This is a genomic window from Plantibacter sp. lyk4-40-MEA-4 (assembly GCF_030209415.1).
GTDB lineage: Bacteria > Actinomycetota > Actinomycetes > Actinomycetales > Microbacteriaceae > Plantibacter > Plantibacter flavus_A.
The window spans coordinates 457,480-481,261 of sequence record NZ_JARVSA010000002.1 but is presented as its reverse complement, the minus strand read 5'-3'; the positions used below and the strand labels follow the sequence as shown (position 1 = coordinate 481,261).

Genomic DNA, 23,782 nt, shown 5'->3' with positions numbered 1-23,782 from the left:
TCCGTTTCGCCACTCGCCCAGCACGAACCCCAAGGAGTCCCCACGCATGTGCGGCATCGTCGGCATCGTCTCAACCGAGCCTGCCAACCAGCAGGTCTACGACAGCCTCCTGCTCCTCCAGCACCGCGGTCAGGACTCCACCGGCATCGCCACCGCCGACGGCAGCACCTTCCACATGGTCAAGGCCAAGGGCCAGGTGCGTGAAGCCTTCCGCACCCGCGACATGCGCTCGCTCCTCGGCAACATGGGCCTCGGCCACGTGCGCTATGCGACGAAGGGCGACGCCGCCAACGAGAGCGAGGCGCAGCCGTTCTACGTGAACGCGCCCTACGGCATCACGCTCATCCACAACGGCAACCTCACGAACACGCGCGAGCTCAGCAAGGACCTGTTCCACGTCGACCGTCGTCACGTGAACTCCACGAGCGACACCGAGCTGCTGCTCAACGTCCTCGCGACGGAGCTGCAGGGTCAGATCAGCGGCCTCGACCTCGATCCCGACCAGGTGTTCAACGCCGTCGAGAACGTGCACGAGCGGGTCGAGGGCTCCTACGCGACGATCGCCCTCATCGCCGGTCACGGCCTGCTCGCCTTCCGCGACCCGTTCGGTATCCGCCCGCTCATCCTCGGCAAGCGCCAGACGGGCATGGTCGGCAACGACTGGGTGGTCGCCTCGGAGTCGCTCGTCCTCGAAGCCGGCGGCTACGAGATCGTCCGTGAGATCGCCCCGGGAGAGGCCGTCTTCATCACCGCGTCGGGCGAGCTGTACTCGCGGCAGTGCGCGAAGAACCCGCGTCTCGTGCCGTGCTCCTTCGAGTACGTCTACCTCGCGCGCCCCGACTCCGTCATGAACGGCATCTCGGTCTACGAGGCCCGGCTGCGTCTCGGCAACCGGCTCGCCGACACCATCGCCGAGTACACGCCGATGGGCGACATCGACGTCGTCATGCCGATTCCGGACTCCTCCCGTCCAGCGGCCATGCAGGTCGCGCAGAAGCTCGGCATCGAATACCGCGAGGGCTTCTACAAGAACCGGTACGTGGGGCGCACCTTCATCATGCCGGGCCAGGCGCAGCGCAAGAAGAGCGTCCGTCAGAAGCTCAACGCGATGGGCTCCGAGTTCAAGGGCAAGAACATCCTCATCGTCGACGACTCGATCGTCCGCGGGACGACGTCGAAGGAGATCGTCGACATGGCGCGTCTCGCCGGTGCCAACAAGGTGACCTTCACCTCCGCCGCACCGCCGGTCCGCTACCCCCACGTGTACGGCATCAACATGCCGTCCCGCCAGGAGCTCGTCGCACACGGTAAGAAGATCCCCGACATCGCGCGTGAGTTGGGCGCTGACAACCTCATCTACCAGGAGGTCGCCGACATGAAGGCCGCCATCCTCGAGGGCTCCGGCATCAGCGACCTCGAGATGAGCTGCTTCACCGGCGAGTACGTCACCGGTACGGTCTCCGAGGAGTACCTCGAGTGGGTGGAGCGCTCGCAGCTCTCCTGAGCCCTGCTGAACGACGAAGCGCGCGAGCCCCGAGGGGATCGCGCGCTTCGTCGTTCAAGAACCGACTGCTACTCCGGCGTACCGGGCTGCTCGAGCGGTGCCGGCGTGGCCGCGGGGGCCGCCTTCGGCTTCGTCGTGCGCGGCTTCGCCGGTGCCTTCGCGTTGGCCGGCTTCGCTGCGGCGCCCGTCGTCTTCGTCGTCGGTGCCTTCGCGGCTGCGGTCTTCGGCGTCGTGGTCTTGGCCGCTGCCGCCTTGGGCGTCGTCGAACCGGTGGTGGCGCGCGTCGAACTCGTCTTGCGGACGGTGGTGCCCGCGGCCGTCGCCGTGGTCGTCTTCGCGGCGGGCTTCCGAGCCGTCGTCGAACGCGTCGTCGCCGACCGGCTGGTCGAGGTGCGTGGCGCGCTCACGGCCGCGGCCGGTGCGGTGGCCGACACGGTCTCGTCGCGTCCGGTCGTGTCTGCGGCTCCGGTCTCGTCGCTCGCGAGGCGCGCCTCGGTCTCGTCGGCGGCGGCTGCGACGGTCTCCGCGTCGCCGGTGGACGTCGACTCCAGGACGATCGACTCGGCCGGTTCGGCGGAGGTGTTCGCTGCGGCGGCGGCCTCGGGCGCGCGGTCGGTGCCGGAGAAGACCGCGGCGAACTGCTCGGTCGGGGTGGGCCCGGCGGCGCGCACCCAGTCCGAGGTGGGCTCCGCGGCCGGAGCCTCAGCGGTCGGAGCCTCGGTCGACGGTGCCTGGTAGGCGCCGTACTGCTGCGTCGCCTGGGAGCCCTGCTGGGTCTGCGTCGTGCCGTATCCGCCGGTCTGGCCACCGGCATACTGCGAGGTGTCGTAAGCGGTGGTCTGTCCGTACTGTGCGGGGTCGTACACCGGCGCCTGGCCGGTCTGGCCCGCCTGGTAGGGGTGCTGCTCGTAACCGCTCTGACCGGCGTACGGTGCCTGCGTGGAGTTCGGCTGCGAGGCGGCCTCGCGAGCGGCAGCGCGCTGCTGCTGCTGGTTCACGAGGCGCGCGACCTCGGCGTCGATGGCGTCCTCGGTGATGTGCTTGGACGGACCGTAGGCGTCGAGTCCGACGAAGACCAGGGCGATGCCCATCACGAAGATCGGCCAGATCGGCCAGAAGTATCCCCACGCGCCGGTGAGGAGCCAGATGACGATCAGGAGGACGGAGACCGCACCCCAGACGGCGAGAAACTGCTTGAAATCGTGCTGCGCCTTCAGGCGCTTCTTGGCGGCAACGCGGAGTTCGTCGGTGTTCATCCGTCCAGGCTAGTCGCCGCCCAGCGAGAACTCCATTTGCCTACAGTCGTCTGAGAGATCACCCGGCCGAGACGTGCCGGAGCGATGGTGAACCGCTGATGCAGACACGCCGGAACGGTGGGAAGGACGCGCCTACGCGCCCTTCGCCTCACCGTCGGCGTACTTCTCGGCGTACTCAGCCCACTTGGCGATCTCGTCGTCGTAGCTCTCGTCGACGCCCGTGCCCGGGTGGTCGACGGAGTGCCCAGTGAGCTCGCGCTCGAGCGCGTTGTAGTTCACGTCCGGGCTGAACGACTTGAGCTCACGAGCGATCTTCGTGTGCTTTGCCTTTTGACGGCCACGACCCATGCGAGACCCCCTCATGATTTTCTGACCGGCCGCGCTTGCGGGGCGTCCGGGGCTTTCGCCTACCAGGGAACGATAAAGACTAGCGTTGAGCTTACCATGCCGCCCGTGGACGGGGCGCTCGTACGGGGACGGTCCGGCGCGCACCGCTGCCGACACCGCGACGGAACGGGGCTGGGCCAGCACGCCGAGTGGTGGGACGATGGACCCATGACCGGAACCCTGCACATCACCGGAGATGCGGACGCCGACCGCCTGTTGTCGACCGACCCGCTCGCCCTCCTCGTCGGCATGCTGCTCGATCAGCAGGTGCCGATGGAGACCGCGTTCGCCGGCCCGCTGAAGATCAGCGACCGCCTCGGTTCCTTCGACGCGGCCACCATCGCGCGGGAAGAACCCGAGGCGTTCGCCTCGCTCTTCAAGACGAGTCCCGCCGTGCACCGGTTCCCGGGTTCCATGGCCGGCCGGGTGCAGGGGCTCTGCGCCGCGATCGTCGACGATTGGGACGGCGACGCTGAGGCGATCTGGACGCGCGACGCGCCCGACGGCCCGGAGATCCTGAAGCGCCTGCTCGCCCTGCCGGGGTTCGGTGAGCAGAAGGCGAAGATCTTCCTCGCGCTGCTCGGCAAGCAGTACGGGCTCGACGCCGCCGACTGGCGGGAAGCGTCGGCGCCCTACGGCGAGGACGGCAGCCTCCGGTCCGTCGCCGACATCGTCGACCCGGAGTCGCTCGCGCAGGTGCGGGCGGCGAAGCAGGCGGCCAAGGCCGCCGCGAAGCGCGCGAAAGGGGAGTGAGGACATGGTCGAAGCGCAACGGTCGGCCGCGATCGTGGTCGGTGTCACGCCGGGGCAACCCGACACCGTGCTCGTCGAGGCGGCGTCGTTCGCGCAGGCCTTCGCCTGCAGGCTCGTCCTCGCCCACGTCGACGCGAGCCGGTTCGTCGTGGTCGAGAACGTCGACGGCACCGTCACGTCACTCCCGTTCGACGCCGATCTGCACGACTTCGATCCGGAGCCCGTCGATCCCGGCCTGGAGGCGACGGCGCATCGCCTCCTCGACGACACCGGCGTCGCCTGGGAACTGACCCAGCTCGCCGGTGATCCGGCACGTGCCATCGGTCGGCTCGCCGATTCGGTGTCCGCCCGGGCGATCATCGTCGGGACCCGGGAGCGGGGCCTCCGGAAGGGCATCCTCGAGTTCTTCAACGGTTCCGTCGCCGCGACGCTGGCCCACCGGCAGGCGCGTCCGGTGGTCGTGGTCCCGCTCGCGCCGAGCGCCACCGACGAACCGCTCTGGGACGCCCCCGCCGGCGACCTGCGGTGACGGCCGCTCCGACGGGGACGCGGGCTCCGCACCTCCGGCCCGCCACGATCGCGATGGTCGCGCTCGGAGGCGCGATCGGGACGGGCGCCCGCGAGGCGATCTCCCTCGCGGTCCCGCCCATCGGCGGTGTTCCCGTGGCCATCCTCGGCATCAACGTCGTCGGCGCCTTCCTGCTCGGCCTCCTCCTCGAGTCGCTCCTCCGACGCGGACCCGACGACGGCCGTCGACGCGATCTCCGCCTGTTCCTCGGCACCGGCGTCCTCGGCGGCTTCACGACGTACAGCGCGCTCGCGGCCGACAGCAGCGTCCTCCTCATCGGGGGGAACGCTCTGGTGGGGGTGCTGTACGCGGTGGGGAGCGTCGTGCTGGGCGTCCTCGCGAGCTGGGGCGGCATCGTCCTCGCCCGACGGATCGGCGATGGCCGCTCGTGACGCCCTGGCTCTTCCTCGCGATCGCGGCGGCCGGCGGTGTCGGCGCCGCTGCTCGCTTCGTCGTCGACGGCCTCATCCGGTCCCGCGTGGGCGGCGCGTACCCCTGGGGCACGACCGTCATCAACGTCAGCGGGTCGCTTCTGCTCGGCCTCGTCACGGCGCTGGCCCTCGGCGGGGTCGTCGACGAGGCGTGGCGGCTCGTCCTCGGGGGCGGGCTGCTCGGTGGGTACACGACGTTCAGCACCGCGAGCATCGAGACCGTCCGGCTGCTCCACGACGGACGTTCCCGGGCCGGAGCGACCAACGCGTTGGGCATGCTCGTCGCGTCGGTCGTCGCGGCCCTCGTCGGCTACGGGGTCGGTTCGCTCCTCGCCTAGCCGCTCGTTCGCCCAAAGATGGGCGAATGAGTATTCGTTCGCCCGAAAATGGGCGAACGAATACGGCGGCTACGCCTCGAAGCGGCGGTTGTGCCGGAGGTTCAGCACGATCGGGATCCCGAGGGCGACGACGAGCAGGAGGATGCTCCAGAAGCCGATCTCCGACCACAGCAGGAAGACCCCGAAGATCCCGAGCCCACCCGACAGGCCGCGCAGGATGATGGTGAACTGCGGGAGTCGCTGCGGGCGGCCCTGCCACATCGGCAGCGGCGAGTCGGGGTTCGCGGCGATGAGGCGGACCATCGACAGCGTCCCGAAGACGGCCGCGAGGAACAGTAGCGAGAGACCCCAGGTGAACATGTCCCCAGTCTGTCAGTCGGCGGCCGACCCCTCACGCCGTCGCCTGAGTGCGTGGCCGATCAGGAGCGCGGCTGCCCCGTGTTGCGGTCGATGTGCGGCTTCCGCTCGATCGGCTTCTTGACGCGGACGATCTCGCCACGTCGCTCCTGGCCGGGCAGCGGCCGTGACCGACGTCCGTAGATGAGCTCTGAGGAGTCGAGCAGCCAGGGCACGAGGGCGACGGTCACGCCGTGGACGAGCATGATCTGGTTGCGGATCCGCGACGCCCGCCGGTTGTGGAGGAGGCTCTCCCACCAGTGCCCGACGATGTACTGCGGCATGTAGACGGTCACGACCTCGGCGCCGTGCTCAGCACGGTGCGCCTTGATGTACTTCGCGAGCGGCATCGCGAACTCGCGGTACGGCGACTCGAGGATGACGAGGGGAACGTGGATGTTCTGTTCGATCCACTGCTGTTCGAGGAGCTTCGTGGCCTCGGGGTCGACCGACATGTGGACCGCTTCGAGGCTGTCGTGCTTCGCGGCGATCGCGTAGTCCAGCGCCTTGAGGATCGGCTTCTGCATCTTGCCGACGAGGACGATCGCGTGGTCGCCGGTCGCACCGAAGGTCGTGGTCGGGTCGACCTCGACCTCCTTCTCCACGTCGCGGTAGTAGCGGTTCACGCCGAGCATGAGGATGAAGAGGATCGGCATGAGCACGAAGACGAGCCAGGCGCCGTGGGTGAACTTCGTGATCGTGACGACGATGAGGACGCTCGCGGTGAGCAGGGCGCCGAACGCGTTGATCGCGAGTCCGCGGTAGACGGAGCCGCGGTTGTCGCAGCCCTCCCGGAGCATCCGCAGCCAGTGCTTCACCATGCCTGTCTGGCCGAGCGTGAACGACACGAACACCCCGATGATGTACAGCTGGATGAGCTGGGTGAGGTTCGCCTGGTAGACCACGAGGATCGCGCATGCGGCGAGACCCAGGATGATCATGCCGTTCGAGAACACGAGGCGGTCGCCGCGGGTGTTGAGCGACTTGGGGGCGTAGGAGTCGCGCGCGAGGACCGCACCGAGCAGCGGGAAGCCGTTGAAGGCCGTGTTGGCTGCGAGGAGGAGGACGCACGCGGTCGCCGCCTGGATGAGGAAGAACGGGATGCTGTTCGCGCCGAAGACCGCGGTCGCGACCTGTGCCATGAGGCTCGGCTGCGGCGTCGTCGCGCAGTCCGCGAACCCCTCGAGGTGACAGGCGTTCTCGGCGTAGTGCACGCGGGAGATGAGGGCGAGTGCGGTGAGGCCGACGAACAGCACGATCGCGGTGCCGCCCATGAGGACCAGCGTCTTCTGGGCGTTCTTGATCTGCGGGCGGCGGAACGCGGGCACACCGTTCGAGACCGCTTCGACACCGGTGAGTGCGGAGCAACCGGAGGAGAAGGCGCGCAGGAGGAGCAGGATGAACGCCGCCTGGGTGAGGCTTTCGCCTTGCACGGTGAACTCGGCGCTCGAGGCGACCGGGGCGTCGCCCATGACGGTGCGGGCGAGTCCTGCGACGATCATGACGAGCACGCTCGCGATGAAGAAGTAGGTGGGGATCGCGAAGGCCTTGCTCGACTCCCGGACACCGCGCAGGTTGACGGCCATGAGGACGAGGACGAATCCGACGGCCAGCTCGACGCGCCACGGGTTCAGCCCGGGGATCGCGGAGATGATGTTGTCGACGCCCGAGGCCACCGAGACGGCGACCGTCAGGACGTAGTCGACGAGGAGAGCGGAGGCGACCACGAGGCCGGCCTTCTCGCCGAGGTTCCGGTGGGCGACCTCGTAGTCGCCACCGCCCGACGGGTACGCCTTGATGAGCTGCCGGTAGCTCGCGACGACCACGACGAGGAGGATCACGACGCACGCGGCGACCCACGGCGCGAAGCTCAGGAAGGCGAGCCCGCCGAGCGTCAGGATCATGAGGAGTTCCTGCGGTGCGTATGCCACACTCGACAGTGCGTCGCTCGCGAAGATCGGCAGCGCGAGCCGTTTGGGGAGGAGCTGGCCCTCCAGGTTCTCGGTCGGCAGCGGGTCCCCGATCAACCAGCGTTTTGCCGATCGTGGTTCTGTCCCGGGCTCTCGACCCTCAGTTGTCACGAGCGGCGATATTACTCCTTCGGGAACCGGAGTCAAGCGGGGATGAGCTGGATGGACAGGCATCGTCACCCGACCGTGACGCAGTGTTCATCGACCGGGGGAGTGGCGGACCAGAATGGTCGACCAATATCCTGATCGACGGCTGTTGCCTGGCTGTGTGCCCGGACAGTCGCTCGTGATCGACCACCCACCTCAAGGACCCTCATCGTGACCGCTCGCCGTCGTCTCCTCCCGCTCGCCCTCGCCGCCCTCGCCGCGACCCTGACGCTCTCCGGGTGCAGTGTCGTGGAGGGCATCCTCCCGAAGCCCGCCGAGACCCGGGACGCGCAGTCCGGCGAGATCGTCGGTGGAGGTACGACGGACGTCTTCACCCTTTCGGTCGGCGACTGCCTGAACGACGAGTCGTCGTCCGACGAGGTCACGGAGGTGCCGACCGTGCCCTGTTCCGAGCCCCACCAGTACGAGGTGTACGGCGAGGTCACGCTGACCGGCGACGAGTGGCCCGGCGAGGAGGCCGTCACGCAGCAGGCCGACGACGGTTGCTATGCGCAGTTCCAGGCGTTCGTCGGGATCGTCTACGAGGACTCCAACCTCGAGTTCAACTACTACACGCCGACCGAGGCCAGCTGGAACGGGGTGGACGACCGGCTCGTCACCTGCGTGATCTACGACTCCGAGGCGACCACGGGCTCGCTGGCCGGGGCGGCACGGTAGCTCGACCGCACGCGCCGCGCCGACGGAACCGCCCGACCCCAGAACGGGGTCGGGCGGTTCCGTGTCTCGGCTCGCATGGCGGGGCGATCAGCCCTGCAAGCGCTCCCGCAGGCGGTCGCGGACGGCGACGAGGTCGGCACGCAGGGCTGACACGGTGTCGTCGTCCAGCGCGCCGCCACGGGCGACGTGCTCGCGGAGTTCGGCTCGGACCGCCTGTCGGAACTCGTTGATCGACACGTCGGTCTCGTGGAGCGCCAGGCGACCCTGCACCTTCTGATCGGCGCTCTCCTCGGCGGTCGACGTCCAGCTCGGACCGGGCTTCGCGGACTGCTTCGCCTCGCGCGCGGCGGAGGCGAGATCGGCCCGGAGGCTCTTCATGGCCGCCGTGACCCCGCTGCGGACCTCGTCGGCGATACGGCGGACGGAATCGGTGAGCTGGTCCTCGATGCCGTCGAGCTCACCCGCCCGTGCCGCGAGCTCGGCCCGGCCCGCCTCGGTGATCTCGTAGACGGTCTTCCGGCCGTCACTCGTCTTCGTGACGAGTCCCTCCTCCTCGAGCTTCGCGAGGCGCGGGTAGATGGTGCCGGCGCTCGGGCTGTAGGTGCCACCGCTCCGGTCGGTGAGCGCCTGGATGAGTTCGTAGCCGTGCTTCGGCGACTCGTCGAGCAGGCTCAGGAGGTACAGCCGCAGGCTGCCGTGGGCGAAGACGGGGCTCATGCGCCTGCCTCGCTCCCTGCGGTGGTGGCCGCGCCCGCCGGCTCGGCAGCCGGGCGGCGGAGGACGGTCACCGCGCCGCCGACGGTGTTCATGCGCACCTCGGCGAACTGTCCGGAGAGGGCGCCCGTGTGCGAGTTGTACCCGCCACCGCGCAGTCCCTTGAGGACGACGCCGTCGATCGCCAGGCGGCCGCCGACCGAGTTCGCCGTGTAGCGTGCGGCGAGTTCCTCGTCGAGACGGACCGTGATCGCGCCGCTCACGGTGTTCAGGTCGAGCTGCTCGCACGCACCGTGGATGTCGAGGAGCAGGTCGGAGGAGACGCCGTCGATCGAGGCGCGCGTGATGTCGCCGGAGACGGTGACGTCGCCCGAGACCGTGTGCGCCTGGATGCGACCCGTGTGGTTCTGGACCGTGAGCTCGCCGCTCACGGAGTTGAGGTCGAGTCGTCCGGTCATCCGGTCGGCCACGAGGTCGCCGGACACCGTGTTGAGTTTGGCGTCCGCGGTGAGGCCTGCGACCAGTCCGCTGGCGCTCACGACGCCGAGCGTCAGGGCGATGTCGCGGGGGACGAGGACGCTGACCTGGGCCGTGGCGCGGTTGGCGCCGAAGTTCGAGAACACTTCGAGGAAGTTGTCCCACCGCAGCTGCGGGTGGTCGATCTCGGCGACGTCGCCGTCGATGGTGATCTTGAGGTCCTTGCCGGTGACGGCCCCGACCTCGATGCGGGCGCCGGGCTCGTCGTGTCCGATGATGTCGACCTGGCCGCCGACGAGGCCGACCTTGAGCCGTCTCACGAGTTCGAGGTCGATGATGCGGCTCTCGCCGGGAGCGATGATCCACTTCTCCTGTGCCATGGTGCGGTTCCTTCCGAGTAATCGCGATATATCGCGTTGAACTGAAGTTCACGATATATCGCGTTTTGGTGCATGGCAACCCCCGGAGCCTCCGGGATCACCCTGAGTCGACCCTGGGATCGGCGGCCGCTCGGTCGCGGCCCCACACGTCCGGCCGGACCGGCCGCCGCTCAGTACCAGGGAGCGATGGCCAGGTCGTCGGGGACGGACCCCTCGTCGGCCGGCGGCCCACTGCCGTCGAGGCAACTCGATCCGGCGGGGACCTCCGAGTGGGCCGACCACGGGTCGTCGGCCTCGGCATGGAAGGGCACGTAGCCGACGAGCTTCGAGGACGGGGGCCTCACCACGGCCTCGAGCGCAGCGGTGAAGTCGCCGAACTCCTTCGTGGCGAACACCGTCGCTCCCTCCAAGCCCGACGACCGATCCAGCTCGCAGGAGACGGCCACCGGCCGCCAACCGGCTTCGCGCAGCTGGACCAACATGGCGGTGGCGGCAGGCCAAGCGGGCCCGCTCGGTCCCGGTTCCGCGGTCACGTCCGACGGCCAGAGGCCATCGACCGTGATCGCCCCGCGTTGCACGCTGACATTGGCGGAGGTGTCCGGAACCTGCGGCCCGCTGACGCTGCCGTCCGTGAAGAGCGGATCATCGGCAAGCGCTGCGAGCCGGGCGTCGTCGGTCCCGTCAGCGACGACAGGTTTCGCCGACAGGCCGCATCCCGTGCAACAGAGCGCGGCGACGAGGATGCTCAGCGACACGGTCGCGAGGCGGCGATGGATCTGCTGCATGACGGCCCCTTCCGCGGCGCCCGGGCGGACGCGTCACCCTCACCGTAACCGACGCCCCGGCGTGCGCCACGTCCGACGCCCGACGGGTGATGGGTAGTGCTGCCCATCGTCTTCCGGTGCTGGCGGGGACAGGGTGGAACCATCGGATCAGGCGCATCACCGGGATCGACCGGCAAGCGCGAACAGCACCGGAGAGCGGGGACCCATGAGTGGCACGATGCAGGTGGACGACGCGGGCCTGACGGCGGTCGTCCACACGGTGGGTGGGGCGGCCACGAGCGCGACGGGGATGTTCTCCACGTGCCTCGACACGTCGTTCCTCGACGAGCAGGTGGCCGCGAACGCCGCCGCCTTCGAACTGACGTGGCGGACCGAGATGACGGAGGCGGGCAAGACGCTCGACGACTTCGCACGGTGGATGCAGCACGTCGCGGACACCATGGCCGGCACGGACGCGGCCCTCGCCGAGGACGCCTCATGACCGCGCCGTCGCCGCAGGCTCCGCCACCCACGGTGGTCCCGTCCGATCGCCGTGACGCGTCCGAGCGGGCCGCGACCGGCGCACGGGTCGCGTCGCTCGCCGCGGAACTCCGCGGGGCCGGTGTCCCCGCCGGCGTCACCGGACAGGTCGCGAGCGTGGTCCGCACGGCCGGTCTCGACGCCGTGATCGACCTCGGTGCCGGCATGCTGACGGACGAGCAGGCGGGGGTCGTCCTGCTCGACGCCCTCCTCGACGCGCGTCGTCGAGGTGCCGGCAGCGCTGAGACCGCCGCCGAACTGCGCGCGGTCGCCCGATTGCAGACCGTCGTCCGGCAGCTCCTCTCCGGACTCGCCACGACCACGCGCACCGCCGGGATCGGAGACCGCTCGTGAACCTCTCCGAACTGCGCACCAAGAGTTCAGCCGAGATCGATGTGCTCGCCACCTTCATCGGTTCGCTGAGCGGCGACCCGATGAGCTTCATCACCTCGATCGGATCGTTCGTCGATCGCGCGGTCGGGCTCATCCCCAGATCCTCCACGTTCGCGGACACCCCACCGCCGGGTGATCCGGCCACCATCGACGGGCTTGCGGAGCAGTACGAGCACGCGGCGCTCGCCGCCGAGACCATCCAGACCACGCTCTCCACCGTCACGGCGTCGAGCCTGCCGGACGCCCTGGTCGGGGTGACCGGCGCGAGCGCGGCACACGTCCTGGCGTCCGTCGACACCCTCGTCGGCAGCGAGATCGAGGGGCTCCGGACCGGGGCCACCGGTCTGCGCGACTACGCGGACGCCATCACCGCGGCCCGCAGCGCTCACCATCCGGGTGCGGACACCATCCGCGACGGTCAGCGGACCATCGGGAACATCTCCGTGAACCCATGGGCGATGACCAACCCGATCACCGGAGCCGGAGAGGTCGCCGGGGTGATCTCGGACCTCATCCGCGGGGCCGGCCAGATCCTCGACGGCGTGTCCGTCTGCCACGACGCCTACGACGACGCATGGGCGGCCGGTGAGGCGCTGCAGCGGGCACTGTCGGACTCCGAGGGCCACGCCGTGCTCGCGGGCGTCGAGGTGCCCGTGGGTCAGACACGGCTGGACGTCCTCGTCTCGCGGACGCAGTTCCCGAACGGCGACCCGGACGGTTCGGTCCTCTCCGAGACGGAATGGGCGAACTACGTCCAGAACTGGAACGCGATGAGCGACGACGAACGCGAACGCATCCTCGCGGCGATGGAGGAGTCCGGCGATCCCGCCGTCAGCGCCCTCCTCATGAGCGCGATCGCCACCGGCGCCGGCAGTTCCTCCGTGCTCGCCCTCGCCGACGCGATCAAGAACGCTCCGGCCGGCGAACGTCAGCGCATGATCGACGAACTCACGAACCTCGGCGTCGGCGACAACGGGGACGCCACGGTGAACGGCGAGACCTTCGACCAGTACAACAACAAGACGTGCGGATCGACGACGCTCATCACCCTGGCCGCCCAGTCCGATCCGTTCCTCGCGTACTGGCTGCGGACCGGCGAGCTCCTCGACGGACATGTGCCCGACTACCTCCGGGGACTCGACCTGGCCGACGCGGCCGGTCTGGACACCGAGGATCGGATGACGTTCCTGCAGCAGGCCGTCCAGGACCGCGCGAACGACCTGTTCCCCGGCCCGGTCGATTACCCGAACGTCGCGGGTACGGCACCCGGCGGCGCGGTCGACGAAGCCGACCGCACCGGCACCGACTACCACATCGACTGGACCAACCTCCTGGGTGGCGACTCCGGCAGAGGGGCTGCGCTCACCGAGGCGGCGGTCGCCGCGAACGACGGGACCCCCGTCCCGCTGCTCGTCGGCCCCGGCGACAACACCATCCCGCAGCACTATGTGCTCATCATCGGCTTCCACGACGGCGACTACGAGATCTACGACCCGTCGACCGGCGAGACGAACTCGGTGGACGAGGACATCATGCTGAACGGCTCGGATGAGCCGGTCACGGGCTTCGCGAACTGGAACCAGATCTACGCCGTCGTGAACCCGAGCTGACCCTTCGACAAGCTCAGGGACCGGGGGGGCTCAGGGACCGGGGGGTGCTCAGGGACCGGGGGGGTGCTCAGGGACCGGGGGGGTCGGGCAGCGGGTTGGGTGGTTCAGGGAGCGGGTGGGGTGGCTCGGGGAGCGGGTGCGGCTCAGGGGGGCCGGGGTGCGCGACCGGGTGGAGACCGACGTCCGCTCACCGCCAGCGGTACTCGAGCTCCGGGCGCCCAGGCGTGCCGTAGCGCGGCGAGCGCTCGACGGCGCCCGTCTCGGCGAGGTACTCGAGGTAACGCCTCGCCGTCACCCGCGACAGGGACCCGGCGGCCGCCGCCTCGCTCGCCGAGAGCGGTCCGGCCGCCTGCCGGAGGAGGTCCGAGACCAGACGCAGGGTGTCCTCCGAGAGGCCCTTCGCCAACTGCGGACGGGAGGACGGCGCTCGCAGCGTGGCGAGGGTGAGGTCCACCTCGTGTTGGCTTGCGACCGAGCCCTCCGCCGACATCGTGTGCCGGAAGGAGCGGTACGCCTCCATCTTGTCGGCGAACGCGGGGAACGCGAACGGCTTGATGAGGTATTGGACGATGCCCGCCGAGACCGCCGCCCGGACGATCCGGAGATCACGGGCCGCGGTGATGGCGATGACGTCGACATCGATACCCGCCGTCCGGATGCGTCGGCACAGCTCGAGACCGTGCGCGTCCGGCAGGTTGAGGTCGAGCAGGACGAGGTCGATCCGGTCGTCGGGGGAGCGACCGGCCGCAGTGGCCCGAAGCGCCTGCATCGCGGTGGCCGCATCGCCCGCCACACCGGCGAGCTCGAAGCCCTCCACGCGGCGCAGGTAGGACGCGTGGGCCTGCTGGGCGATCGGTTCGTCCTCGACGACCAGGACCCGGATGTGCCCGCTCATGTGCCTGCCTCGTCCCGGACCCCGACCGCTGCCGGCAGCGTCACGACGAACGCCGAGGACGGCTCGCGGACGACCTCGATCGTGCCATCGAGCCGTGTCACGGCCTGCTGGACCAGCGCGAGACCGAACCCCCGACCGTATCGGCCGGGCTCCTTCGTCGACCAGCCGCGCACGAACGCGACGTCGAGCGCCTCCGGGGGCAGGCCCGGCCCGCTGTCGGTCACCTGGATCACGAGCTCCGTCGTCTCGGCGTCGGCGGACCGCCCGGCGCCGAGCTCGTCCGGCAGCCCCTGTCCGAGGTAGACCTCCACCCAGGGGCGATCGCCGGCCGCCGCGTCGATCGCATTGTCGATGAGGTTGCCGAGGATAGTGACGATCACGGCCGGGTCGACGCGCACGCGTCCGAGCGCCGGGTCGCTCTCGAGGTGCAGCTCGACCCCCTGCTCGGCCGCCTGCGCCGTCTTGCCGAGCAGCAGGGCCGAGATCACCGGCTCGTGCTCCGCCGCGAGCACGCGGTCGGTCAACCGCTGACTGGCCCCGAGTCCCTGCGCCGCGAGGTCGAGCGCCTCCTCCCGCCGGTCGAGCTCGATGAGCGAGACGATCGTGTGCAGCCGGTTCGCGAACTCGTGGGTCTGCGAGCGCAGGGCGTCGCTCATCGTCCGCATGGACGCCAGTTCGCCGCTCAGGTGTTCGATCTCGGTATGGTCGCGCAGCGTCATCACCCAGCCACGCGGGTGCGGGCCCGCCGTCTCGCCCGGACCGACCGCCGACTCCTGGTTCACGACGAGCACGTGCTCGCGTGTGAGGTGGATCTCGTCGACGGCCTGACGCCCACTCGCGAGGAGCTCCCGCAGGCCGGCGTCGATCGGCAGCTCGTCGACCGGCACCGCGCCCGGGGAACGCTCACCGAGCGGCAGCCCGAGCAGTTCGGCCGCCTGGTCGTTGACGAGCACGAGACGCCGGTGTCGGTCCACGAGGACGAGCCCCTCGCGCACCGAGTGGAGCACCGATTCGTAGTAGTCGAACATCCTGGCGAGGTCCTCAGGTCCACGCGACCCGGTGACCCGCGCGAGGTAGCGGCGGAGCGTCCAGGAGCCGATCGCGCCGACGACGAGCACGAGCAGGGCCGTCCCGAGCAACCACGGCACCCGGGTCTCGAAGGTCTCCGACACGTTGCTGACCGTGACCCCCGCGGCGACGAGGGCGACGACCTCGCCGGCGCCGTCACGGATCGGTGCGACGGCGCGGACCGAGGGGCCGAGCGTGCCCGTGTACGTCTCGGTGAAGGTCCCTCCCTCGAGCGCCGGTCCGATCGTGCCGATGAACGGCTTGCCGATCTGGTCGCGCTCACGGTGCGTGTACCGGGTGCGGTCCGGAGCCATGATCGTCACGAAGTCGACGCCGGTGTCGCGCATGAGCGCCTCGGCGTACGGCTGGAGCGCGTCCGACGGGCGTTCCGAGCCGAGCTGCGCGACGACGTAGGGGTTGTCCGCGACGCCGTTCGCGACGTCGAGGCACTTCGCGACCGCGCGGTCCTCGGTCTCGGTACGGGCCTGGAACCAGAGCAGGACACCGGCGACGAGTGTCATCGCGACGACCGCGACGAGCTGAACGAGGAAGAGCCGCGAGGCGATGCTCCTGGACCGACCGGCCATCGCGTCACCTCCGTCTGCTCCGTCGCGTCGACCCCTCAAGTATCGGGGGTGACGAGGGCCTCAGGCGTCGCCGACCGCGACCAGTACGACCACAAGCGGCCACTACGACCACAACCCGGCCGATCCGCCGACGTGGTCGCAGCATGGGTCGATCGACCACCCGCTGCCGCACTGACGCGGCCGACGAAACGGATCCGGAATGGCAATGACGCTCTCCTCCCTGAAACGGCTGGACAAGACCCACTACCTCTACCTCGCGGTGATCGTCGCGGTGCTCGCCGGCATCGTCGTCGGCCTCGCCGCCCCGGAGTTCGCGAAGGGACTCAAACCCATCGGCGACGCCTTCGTGGCGCTGATCAAGATGATGATCGCCCCGGTCATCTTCTGCACCATCGTGATCGGCGTCGGGTCGATCGCGAAGGCCGCGACCGTCGGCAAGGTCGGCGGGCTCGCGCTGCTGTACTTCATCGTGATGTCGACCTTCGCGCTCGCGATCGGCCTCGTCGTCGGCAACCTCATCCAGCCGGGCGCCGGCTTGAACCTCGCCGAGACGAGCTATCCGGTGGAGGGGGAGGCCAAGAGCACGACCGAGTTCATCCTCGGCATCATCCCCACGACGCTCGTGTCATCGCTGACCGGCGGCAACATCCTGCAGGTCCTCTTCGTCGCCCTGCTCGTCGGCTTCGGCCTGCAGAAGATGGGCGCGACGGGTGAACCGATCCTGCGCGGTGTCAAGCTCATCCAGGCGCTCGTGTTCCGGGTGCTCGCGATGATCATGTGGATCGCCCCCGTCGGCGCCTTCGGAGCGATCGCCGCGGTGACCGGGTCCGCCGGTGCGAGCGCGCTCGTCGGGCTCGCCACGCTCATGATCGCGTTCTACATCACCTGTGCGTTGTTCATCGTCATCGTGCTCGGCGGGGTCCTGCGCCTCGCCACGGGCTTCAACATCTTCAAGCTCATGAAGTACCTCGGCCGTGAGTACCTCCTGATCGTCGGCACCTCCTCCTCCGAGGCTGCGCTGCCGCGACTCATCGCGAAGATGGAGCACCTCGGTGTCTCCAAGCCGGTCGTCGGCATCACCGTCCCGACGGGCTACTCCTTCAACCTCGACGGCACCGCGATCTACCTCACCATGGCGTCGATCTTCATCGCCGACGTCATGGGTGTCCCGATGAACCTCGGGGAGCAGATCTCGCTCCTCGTGTTCATGATCATCGCGTCGAAGGGCGCCGCGGGCGTCACCGGCGCCGGTCTCGCGACCCTCGCCGGCGGGCTGCAGGCCAACCGACCCGACCTCGTCGACGGGGTCGGCCTCATCGTCGGCATCGACCGCTTCATGTCGGAGGCGCGTGCGCTCACGAACTTCACCGGCAACGCGGTCGCCACGATCATCATCGGCACGTGGGTGAAGGAGGTCGACCGGGTGCAGGTCGGCGAGGTCCTCTCCGGTCGCTCGCGGTTCGACGAGGCGACGATGAGCGTCGACGACCACACGGGCGCAGTCGCGGTGGCGAAGCGCTGAGGCTCCGGCACGTCGACAGGCTCAGGGGCCGGACATCCGGTCCCTGAGCCTGTCGCTCCCGGTCCCTGAGCCTGTCGCTCCCGGTCCCTGAGCCTGTCGAAGGGTGCTCAGTTCGCAGGGGAGTCGACGATCGGCTTCGTCGGCGGGGTGTCGCCCTCGAGCACCGCCTCGTCCACGGCGGTGGTCGACCGTTCCGTCCGCGGAGCGATCCGGAACAGCGGGATCGTGTAGCCGCAGATCGGGCCGATGAGCACGGCGAAGACCACCGTTCCGATGCCGACGTTCCCGCCGAGCAGCCACCCGACACCGAGGACGACGAGCTCCACGCCCGTGCGCCCGACCCAGATCGGCCACCCGGTGACGCGGTGGATGCCGGTCATGAGGCCGTCCCGCGGGCCGGGGCCGAAGTTGCCGCCGATGTAGAGGCCCGAGGCGACGCCGAGGAGGAGCAGTCCACCGGCGAACAGCAGGATGCGCGCCCACAGGTCGAGGTCCGCGGGGATGAACTCCAGCCCGATGTCGGCCGAGGGTCCCACGAGGAGGACGTTCAGGACGGTGCCGACACCCGGCCGCTGCTTGAGCGGGATCCAGGCGAGGAGCACGAGCCCGCCGACGATGATCGTGATGAGTCCGAAGCTCAGGCCCGTCCGCAGATTGAGTCCCTGGGTGAGGACGTCCCACGGGGCGACCCCGACCGCACCGCGCACGATCATCGCGATGGCGATGCCGTACAGGAAGAGGCCGATGAGGAGTTGAAGCACACGACGGGTCATGGTGGACAATCCAATTGCACGATTGGCTTTGGCGCTAGAGGCCAATCCGGGTATCGTGGTTCAATGGCTTCCATCACCCTGAGTGCCCGATCGCTCGCCGCCCTGCTCGGGCAGTGGAAGACCGCTGCGCCCGCCTACCGCGGTCTCGCCGACCGCATCCGACTCCTCGTCCTCGACGGACGCATCCCGGTCGGCACCCGTCTGCCGGCCGAGCGGGAACTGGCGGATCGACTCGCGCTGAGCCGCACCACGGTCACCGCGGCGTACCGCGAACTCCGGGAGGCGGGCTACCTCCGCAGCATCCGCGGTTCGGGCAGCGTCACCCTGCTGCCGTCGGCGCCCACTGCGCTGGCGCCCGTGCCACAGGGCGGGTTCCTCGACTTCAGCAAGGCGGCCGTCCCGCCGTGCCCTGAGATCATCGACGCCGTGGCCACCGCCGCCGCAGAGCTGCCGCGGTACATGCACGACTTCGACTACGACCTCGTCGGCATGCCCGAGCTCCGGCAGGCCATCGCCGACCGCTACTCCGCGCGCGGTCTGCCCACCGACCCCGACGAGATCATGGTGACCGTCGGGGCCCAACACGCGATCGCCCTCATCGCCCGCACCCTGCTCAGCCGAGGTGACCGCGTCCTCGTCGAGATGCCGAGCTATCCCCACGCCTACGAGGCACTCCGGGCGGCCGGGGCCAGACTCGGCGCGGCGACCGTGTCCTCGGAGACCGGTTGGGACGTCCGCGAGCTCGAGCAGTGGTTCGAACGCACGAGCCCCGCGATGGCCTACCTCATGCCGGACTTCCACAACCCGACCGGGGCGTCGATGCCGCTCGAGACCCGCCGACGGGTCGCCGCAGCCGCCGAGCGGCACGGGACGGTGCTCGTGATCGACGAGACCACGGCCGAACTCGACATCGACCGGCCGACGGACCAGGGGCTCGACGGCACCCCGTTCGCCGCACTCGAGGGCGCGCCGGCGTCGATCATCACGATCGGCTCGGTGGGCAAGACGATCTGGGGCGGCCTCCGCATCGGGTGGATCCGGGCCGAGCGCGGCACGATCAGGAAGCTCGTCTCGGCGCGCTCGCTGGGCGATCTCGGCACCCCGATCCTCGACCAGCTGACCGTCCAGCAGTTGATGCCGGCGATGGACGGCATCGTCGCCCGGCGCGGTGTCGCGCTCGGCGAGACCCGCGACCGGCTCGTCGACCTCCTGGCCGATCGCCTCCCCGAGTGGACCGTGCCGCGGGTCGACGGCGGGATCGCCACCTGGGTGAACCTCGGCGAGGCGGCGTCATCGCAGCTCTCGCTCGCGGCTCGGAGTCACGGGCTCGTGATCGTCGCCGGGCCGCGGTTCGGGATCGACGGTGCGTTCGAGCGCTACCTGCGCATCCCGATCAGCTATCCGTGGGCCCAGACGGAGCAGGCGGTCGAGCTGCTGACGCAGACGTGGCACTCCGCGATGTTCGGGCACGTGCCGGCCCTGGACTACCTCGAAGACGTCGTCTGACCTCGTCGCCGACGAGCTTGACGCCGCTCCACACGCAGTGCTCGTGCGTGCAGTGTCCAGCCTCCGCGCGAGACCGCCGTCGGACGGGTGTGCGGTGACATACTTGCAGAGTCGGCACCTCTCGCAACAACCGAAAGCGGCTCCGTGCACCTGCTCTCCGTCCTCAGCATGAAGAACCGCGCGTTGATCGCGCTCGTCACCATCGTGGCAGCCGTGTTCGGCGTCCTGGCGGTGGGCGGCCTCAAGCAGGAGCTCATCCCGTCGGTCCAGTTCCCGCAGCTCGCTATCATCACGAGCTACCCGGGTGCGGCACCCGAGGTCGTCAACGACGACGTCTCGACCCCGATCGAGACCGCGATCCAGGGCGTGCCCGGTATCGAGTCCACCTCGGCGACGTCGAGCACGAACTCGAGCCTCGTCAGCGCGACCTTCACCTACGGCACGGACCTCGCCACCGCCGAACAGAAGATCACCCAGGCGATCAACCGCATCAAGTCGACCCTGCCCGACACCGTCGACCCGCAGGTGGTCAGCGGCAGCATCGACGACCTCCCGGTCATCCAGATCGCCGTGTCCGGTGCGGCCGACCAGGACTCCCTGGCCGAGGTGCTCTCGAGCTCCGTGGTCCCCGACATCAAGGACGTCGACGGCGTCCGCGACGCGGCGATCGTCGGCGAGGTGGGCAAGCGGGTCACGATCACCCCCGACGACGCCAAACTGGCCCTCGCGGGGCAGACCAGCCGGGTCATCGGGACGACGCTGCAGCAGAACGGCTCCCTGCAGCCCGCGGGCGACATCACCGAGGGTGACAAGACGTTCTCCGTCCAGACGGGCACGAAGCTCACCTCGGTCGACGACATCGCCGCCCTGCCGATCACGGGCGCCTTCGCCACTGACGGCTCCGTCCTGACCATCGGCGATGTCGCGACGGTCGCCCTGAGCGACGACCCGATCACCTCGATCTCCCGCGTCGACGGCGAGCCGGCGCTCACCATCGCCGTCACGAAACTGCCCGCGGCGAACACCGTCGAGGTCTCGCAGGGTGTGCGCGACATCCTCCCCGAGCTCGAGCGCACCATCGGGTCCGACGCCAAACTCACCGTCGTCTTCGATCAGGCGCCCTACATCGAGCAGTCCATCGAGGCCCTGACGACCGAGGGCCTGCTCGGCCTCGTCTTCGCGGTCCTCATCATCCTCGTCTTCCTCCTCGATGTCCGGGCCACGCTCGTGACGGCGATCTCCATCCCGACGTCCGTGCTCATCACCTTCATCGGTCTCCAGGTCGCCGAGTACTCGCTCAACATCCTCACGCTGGGCGCGCTGACGATCGCCATCGGGCGGGTGGTGGACGACTCCATCGTCGTCATCGAGAACATCAAGCGGCACCTCTCGTTCGGCGACAACCGCACGGGTGCGCAGCGTGCCGGGTCGATCCTGAGCGCCGTCCAGGAGGTCGCGGGCGCGATCACCGCCTCGACCATCACCACAGTGGCCGTGTTCCTGCCCATCGCGTTCGTCGGCGACGTCACCGGCGAACTCTTCCGACCCTTCGCCCTCACCGTCACGATCGCCCTGCTCGCGTCGCTCCTCGTCGCGCTCACCATCGTGCCCGTGCTCGCGTACTGGTTCCTCCGCGCCCCGAAGGCCCAGCGGCTCGCAGCCGCAGCCGCAGCGGAGGAAGCGCCGTCCGACGCGACGACCGGACCGGTCCGGAGCCGGCGCGAACGTCGCGTCAGCGTGCAGGACGAGGACGACCTCGAGAAGCCGTCACGGCTCCAGAAGGCGTACCTCCCGATCATCCACTGGACCCTCAAGCACTCGGTCACCACGCTGCTGCTGTCGGTGCTCGTGCTCGTCGGCACCTTCGCGCTCACGCCGTTCATGAAGACCAACTTCCTGGGCGACTCCGGCCAGAACACGCTGACGGTCACGCAGACCCTGCCGGTCGGCACGAGCCTCGACGCTCAGGACGCGGCGGCGAAGCAGGTCGAGACGAAGCTGCGCGACATCGACGGCATCGACACCGTCCAGCTCTCGATCGGGTCGAGCGGAAGCTCCCTGCGCGACGCGTTCTCGGGCGGCGGCGGTGGAGCCATCACCTACTCGATCACGACGAGCGAGGACGCCGACCAGACGGCACTCCAGAAGACGGTCCGCAAGGACCTGTCCGGCCTCGACGACGTCGGCGAGATCGAGGTCGCCGCGTCCGCGGGCTTCGGTGGGTCGAGCGACATCGAGATCGACATCACTTCCGCACGGCAGAGCGACCTCGCGGAGGCCGCCGACGCGATCCAGCAGGCCGTCACCGGCCTCGACGGCATCGACCAGGTCACGAGCAACCTCAGCGAATCGCGACCCTACGTCCAGGTGGCCGTCGACCGCGACGCCGCTGCCGCTGCAGGGTTCAGCGAGGTCGCGCTCGGGGCGTACGTCTCGCAGCTCATGCAGCCGACGACGGTGGGCTCCATCGTCATCGACGACACCACGCTCACCATCTACGTCGACGCCCAGGACCCACCGACCACCGTCGACGCCCTCGCGGCGACGGAGGTTCCGACCGCCACCGGCCCGAAACGCCTCGACGCCCTCGCGACGGTCTCGCAGGTCGACGGACCCGCGACGATCTCGACCGTCAAGGGGCTTCGCTCGGCCACGATCAGCGCGACTCCGGGCAGCGACAACCTCGGCACCGCCAGCGCCGAGGTGCAGACGGCGATCGACGACGTCAAGCTGCCCGCCGGCACCACGGCGACCCTCGGGGGTGTCACGGCATCGCAGAGCGACGCGTTCGGACAGTTGGGCCTCGCGCTCCTCGCCGCGATCCTCATCGTGTACGTCATCATGGTCGCGACGTTCCGTTCGCTGCGGCAGCCGCTCGAACTTCTGGTGTCGGTACCGTTCGCCGCAACCGGCGCGATCGGGCTCCAGATCATCACCGGCGTGCCGCTGGGCGTCCCGTCCCTCATCGGCGTGCTGATGCTCATCGGTATCGTCGTGACGAACGCGATCGTCCTGGTCGACCTCGTGAACCAGTACCGGCGACGCGGCATGACGGTCGTCGAGGCCGTCGAGCACGGTGCTGCACGCCGGCTCCGCCCGATCCTCATGACGGCGCTCGCGACGATCTTCGCCCTCACCCCGATGGCACTCGGCATCACCGGACACGGCGGCTTCATCTCGCAGCCGCTCGCGATCGTCGTCATCGGCGGGCTCGTCTCCTCGACCATCCTGACGCTCGTCGTGCTCCCCACCCTCTACAACCTCGTCGAGGGGTTCCGGGAACGTCGCGAGCAGCGGCGGGCTGCAGCCGAGCCGAAGCCGACGCCGCGCACGGTCGCCGCGATCGAGGGGCCGCGGGCCGCGACGGTCCCTGCTGAGGAACCGGCTCTCGTCGGCGCCGATGGTGGAAGCGCTGCGACCACGGCGACCGCGCCTGACGCGTCCGTTCCGTCGGATGCTGTGGACGTGAATCCGGTCGACGCGGCTCCAGATGCCGCCGCTCCCGCTGGCGCGGAACCGACGGAGGAGGCCCCGATCGATTCGGTTCCCGCGGACGCCGGACCGGCCGATGCGGTTCCCACGGACTCGGGTGCGGCTCCCGAGACGCAGGTCGCTGCGCCGAGTGAGCCGGCGGTGGATCGACCGATGACGCGCCCGGCTGCGTACGAAGCCCACGAAGCCCACGAGGTGCACGGGGCGCATGTGGCGACGGGTGACGAGCTGCCGCGCACCGAGGCGATCACCCTCCCCGACGCGGTCTCCGACGCCCCTGCGGACGAGGTCGCGCATTCCGGCGAGCACGCCGCCCCAGCGGCGGAGCCTGAGCCGGACGCGCGGGCTGATGCTGATGCGGTCGCTGAGCCGGTCGCTGAGCCTGAGCCGGTCCTGGAGCCGGAGCCAGCGGCGGAGTCCGAGCTCCCTGCTGAGTCTGAGCGAGCTACCGAGTCCATGCCGACGCCCGACACCGAGTCGACGCCAGCCGCTGAGTCGGCGTCCGATGCCGATACGGCACCCGCTACCGAAGCGTCATCGGGCACCGAACGGCCGAAGCGCCGCCGCGCGCAGTGGCCGTGATCGACCACCTGCCGCTGGGTCGCTGAGCTGCGGCTCGCGCGGATCGACACG

General features: G+C 69.6%; 22 protein-coding genes. 12 read left to right on the top strand and 10 right to left on the bottom strand.

The genetic code is table 11. The features are described 5' to 3' along the window. Nucleotides 1–46 precede the first annotated feature (46 nt). Nucleotides 47–1,504 carry an amidophosphoribosyltransferase gene (gene purF, locus QRN44_RS04310; RefSeq protein ID WP_064294208.1) on the top strand — a complete coding sequence of 486 codons (1,458 nt, stop codon included), beginning with the start codon at nucleotides 47–49 and terminating at the stop codon, nucleotides 1,502–1,504. A gap of 68 nt (nucleotides 1,505–1,572) precedes the next feature. Here purF and QRN44_RS04305 read toward each other — a convergent pair whose 3' ends face one another. Then, on the bottom strand, nucleotides 1,573–2,760 hold the full coding sequence (locus QRN44_RS04305; protein WP_285038363.1) for a 2TM domain-containing protein: 1,188 nt from the start codon (nucleotides 2,758–2,760) through the stop codon (nucleotides 1,573–1,575). Between the two features lie 132 nt (nucleotides 2,761–2,892). Further along, nucleotides 2,893–3,108, bottom strand: a complete 216-nt coding sequence (locus QRN44_RS04300) for a DUF3073 domain-containing protein (protein WP_064294210.1) — start codon at nucleotides 3,106–3,108, stop codon at nucleotides 2,893–2,895. Nucleotides 3,109–3,315: 207 nt separating this feature from the next. On the opposite strand from QRN44_RS04300, the gene QRN44_RS04295 reads away from it, so the two are divergent. From QRN44_RS04295 to QRN44_RS04280, 4 genes are read left to right on the top strand one after another with little or no spacing between them, the layout of a single operon-like run. Continuing rightward, nucleotides 3,316–3,900, top strand: coding sequence for an HhH-GPD-type base excision DNA repair protein (locus QRN44_RS04295; RefSeq protein WP_064294211.1), 585 nt, complete (start codon nucleotides 3,316–3,318; stop codon nucleotides 3,898–3,900). A gap of 4 nt (nucleotides 3,901–3,904) precedes the next feature. After that, nucleotides 3,905–4,429, top strand: a complete 525-nt coding sequence (locus tag QRN44_RS04290; protein WP_285038362.1) for a universal stress protein — start codon at nucleotides 3,905–3,907, stop codon at nucleotides 4,427–4,429. Nucleotides 4,430–4,482: 53 nt separating this feature from the next. After that, a complete protein-coding gene (locus QRN44_RS04285; protein ID WP_285038361.1) occupies nucleotides 4,483–4,860 on the top strand; it encodes a fluoride efflux transporter FluC in 378 nt (125 codons plus the stop codon). Further along, nucleotides 4,857–5,237, top strand: a complete 381-nt coding sequence (locus QRN44_RS04280; RefSeq protein ID WP_285038360.1) for a fluoride efflux transporter FluC — start codon at nucleotides 4,857–4,859, stop codon at nucleotides 5,235–5,237. The genes QRN44_RS04285 and QRN44_RS04280 overlap by 4 nt, the downstream gene beginning before the upstream one ends. Before the next feature lie 69 nt (nucleotides 5,238–5,306). On the opposite strand, the gene QRN44_RS04275 is transcribed toward QRN44_RS04280, so the two are convergent. Together QRN44_RS04275 and QRN44_RS04270 are read right to left on the bottom strand one after the other, a co-directional pair. Beyond that, nucleotides 5,307–5,597 carry a hypothetical protein gene (locus QRN44_RS04275; protein ID WP_285038358.1) on the bottom strand — a complete coding sequence of 97 codons (291 nt, stop codon included), beginning with the start codon at nucleotides 5,595–5,597 and terminating at the stop codon, nucleotides 5,307–5,309. Nucleotides 5,598–5,656: 59 nt separating this feature from the next. Beyond that, on the bottom strand, nucleotides 5,657–7,660 hold the full coding sequence (locus QRN44_RS04270) for an APC family permease (protein WP_399543036.1): 2,004 nt from the start codon (nucleotides 7,658–7,660) through the stop codon (nucleotides 5,657–5,659). Nucleotides 7,661–7,921: 261 nt separating this feature from the next. Between QRN44_RS04270 and QRN44_RS04265 the strand changes: the two genes are divergently transcribed. Further along, nucleotides 7,922–8,428 carry a septum formation family protein gene (locus QRN44_RS04265; protein WP_285038356.1) on the top strand — a complete coding sequence of 169 codons (507 nt, stop codon included), beginning with the start codon at nucleotides 7,922–7,924 and terminating at the stop codon, nucleotides 8,426–8,428. Between the two features lie 87 nt (nucleotides 8,429–8,515). Here the strand turns inward: QRN44_RS04265 and QRN44_RS04260 are convergent, their stop codons facing one another. The 3 genes from QRN44_RS04260 to QRN44_RS04250 form a co-directional block, all read right to left on the bottom strand. Continuing rightward, complete coding sequence (locus QRN44_RS04260; protein ID WP_064294217.1) at nucleotides 8,516–9,145, bottom strand: PadR family transcriptional regulator; 630 nt, start codon at nucleotides 9,143–9,145, stop codon at nucleotides 8,516–8,518. Beyond that, nucleotides 9,142–9,999, bottom strand: a complete 858-nt coding sequence (locus tag QRN44_RS04255) for a DUF4097 family beta strand repeat-containing protein (RefSeq protein WP_285038355.1) — start codon at nucleotides 9,997–9,999, stop codon at nucleotides 9,142–9,144. The genes QRN44_RS04260 and QRN44_RS04255 overlap by 4 nt, the downstream gene beginning before the upstream one ends. Before the next feature lie 170 nt (nucleotides 10,000–10,169). Continuing rightward, a complete protein-coding gene (locus QRN44_RS04250; RefSeq protein WP_175116384.1) occupies nucleotides 10,170–10,784 on the bottom strand; it encodes a hypothetical protein in 615 nt (204 codons plus the stop codon). 205 nt (nucleotides 10,785–10,989) lie between these two features. On the opposite strand from QRN44_RS04250, the gene QRN44_RS04245 reads away from it, so the two are divergent. From QRN44_RS04245 to QRN44_RS04235, 3 genes are read left to right on the top strand one after another with little or no spacing between them, the layout of a single operon-like run. Next, a complete protein-coding gene (locus tag QRN44_RS04245; protein WP_121291625.1) occupies nucleotides 10,990–11,265 on the top strand; it encodes a hypothetical protein in 276 nt (91 codons plus the stop codon). Beyond that, the gene (locus QRN44_RS04240) at nucleotides 11,262–11,657 is read left to right on the top strand and encodes a hypothetical protein (protein ID WP_285038354.1); all 396 of its coding nucleotides are present in this window, start codon (nucleotides 11,262–11,264) and stop codon (nucleotides 11,655–11,657) included. Before QRN44_RS04245 ends, QRN44_RS04240 begins: the two co-directional genes overlap by 4 nt. Then, the gene (locus tag QRN44_RS04235) at nucleotides 11,654–13,306 is read left to right on the top strand and encodes a hypothetical protein (RefSeq protein WP_285038353.1); all 1,653 of its coding nucleotides are present in this window, start codon (nucleotides 11,654–11,656) and stop codon (nucleotides 13,304–13,306) included. Before QRN44_RS04240 ends, QRN44_RS04235 begins: the two co-directional genes overlap by 4 nt. A gap of 187 nt (nucleotides 13,307–13,493) precedes the next feature. Here the strand turns inward: QRN44_RS04235 and QRN44_RS04230 are convergent, their stop codons facing one another. Both QRN44_RS04230 and QRN44_RS04225 read right to left on the bottom strand, forming a co-directional pair. Continuing rightward, the gene (locus QRN44_RS04230; RefSeq protein ID WP_285038352.1) at nucleotides 13,494–14,201 is read right to left on the bottom strand and encodes a response regulator; all 708 of its coding nucleotides are present in this window, start codon (nucleotides 14,199–14,201) and stop codon (nucleotides 13,494–13,496) included. Beyond that, a complete protein-coding gene (locus QRN44_RS04225; protein WP_285038351.1) occupies nucleotides 14,198–15,856 on the bottom strand; it encodes a sensor histidine kinase in 1,659 nt (552 codons plus the stop codon). Before QRN44_RS04225 ends, QRN44_RS04230 begins: the two co-directional genes overlap by 4 nt. 199 nt (nucleotides 15,857–16,055) lie before the next feature. Between QRN44_RS04225 and QRN44_RS04220 the strand changes: the two genes are divergently transcribed. After that, nucleotides 16,056–17,378: a cation:dicarboxylate symporter family transporter gene (locus QRN44_RS04220; protein WP_175116378.1), complete on the top strand. Its 1,323-nt coding sequence runs from the start codon at nucleotides 16,056–16,058 to the stop codon at nucleotides 17,376–17,378. Nucleotides 17,379–17,485: 107 nt separating this feature from the next. Here QRN44_RS04220 and yczE read toward each other — a convergent pair whose 3' ends face one another. Beyond that, the gene (gene yczE / locus QRN44_RS04215; RefSeq protein WP_285038350.1) at nucleotides 17,486–18,151 is read right to left on the bottom strand and encodes a membrane protein YczE; all 666 of its coding nucleotides are present in this window, start codon (nucleotides 18,149–18,151) and stop codon (nucleotides 17,486–17,488) included. A 63-nt stretch (nucleotides 18,152–18,214) separates the two neighbouring features. Here yczE and yczR point away from each other — a divergent pair, with 63 nt between their 5' ends. Beyond that, a complete protein-coding gene (yczR, locus tag QRN44_RS04210) occupies nucleotides 18,215–19,657 on the top strand; it encodes a MocR-like transcription factor YczR (protein ID WP_285038349.1) in 1,443 nt (480 codons plus the stop codon). Nucleotides 19,658–19,801: 144 nt separating this feature from the next. Continuing rightward, nucleotides 19,802–23,731 carry an efflux RND transporter permease subunit gene (locus QRN44_RS04205; protein ID WP_502928583.1) on the top strand — a complete coding sequence of 1,310 codons (3,930 nt, stop codon included), beginning with the start codon at nucleotides 19,802–19,804 and terminating at the stop codon, nucleotides 23,729–23,731. The last annotated feature ends 51 nt before the right edge of the window (nucleotides 23,732–23,782 follow it).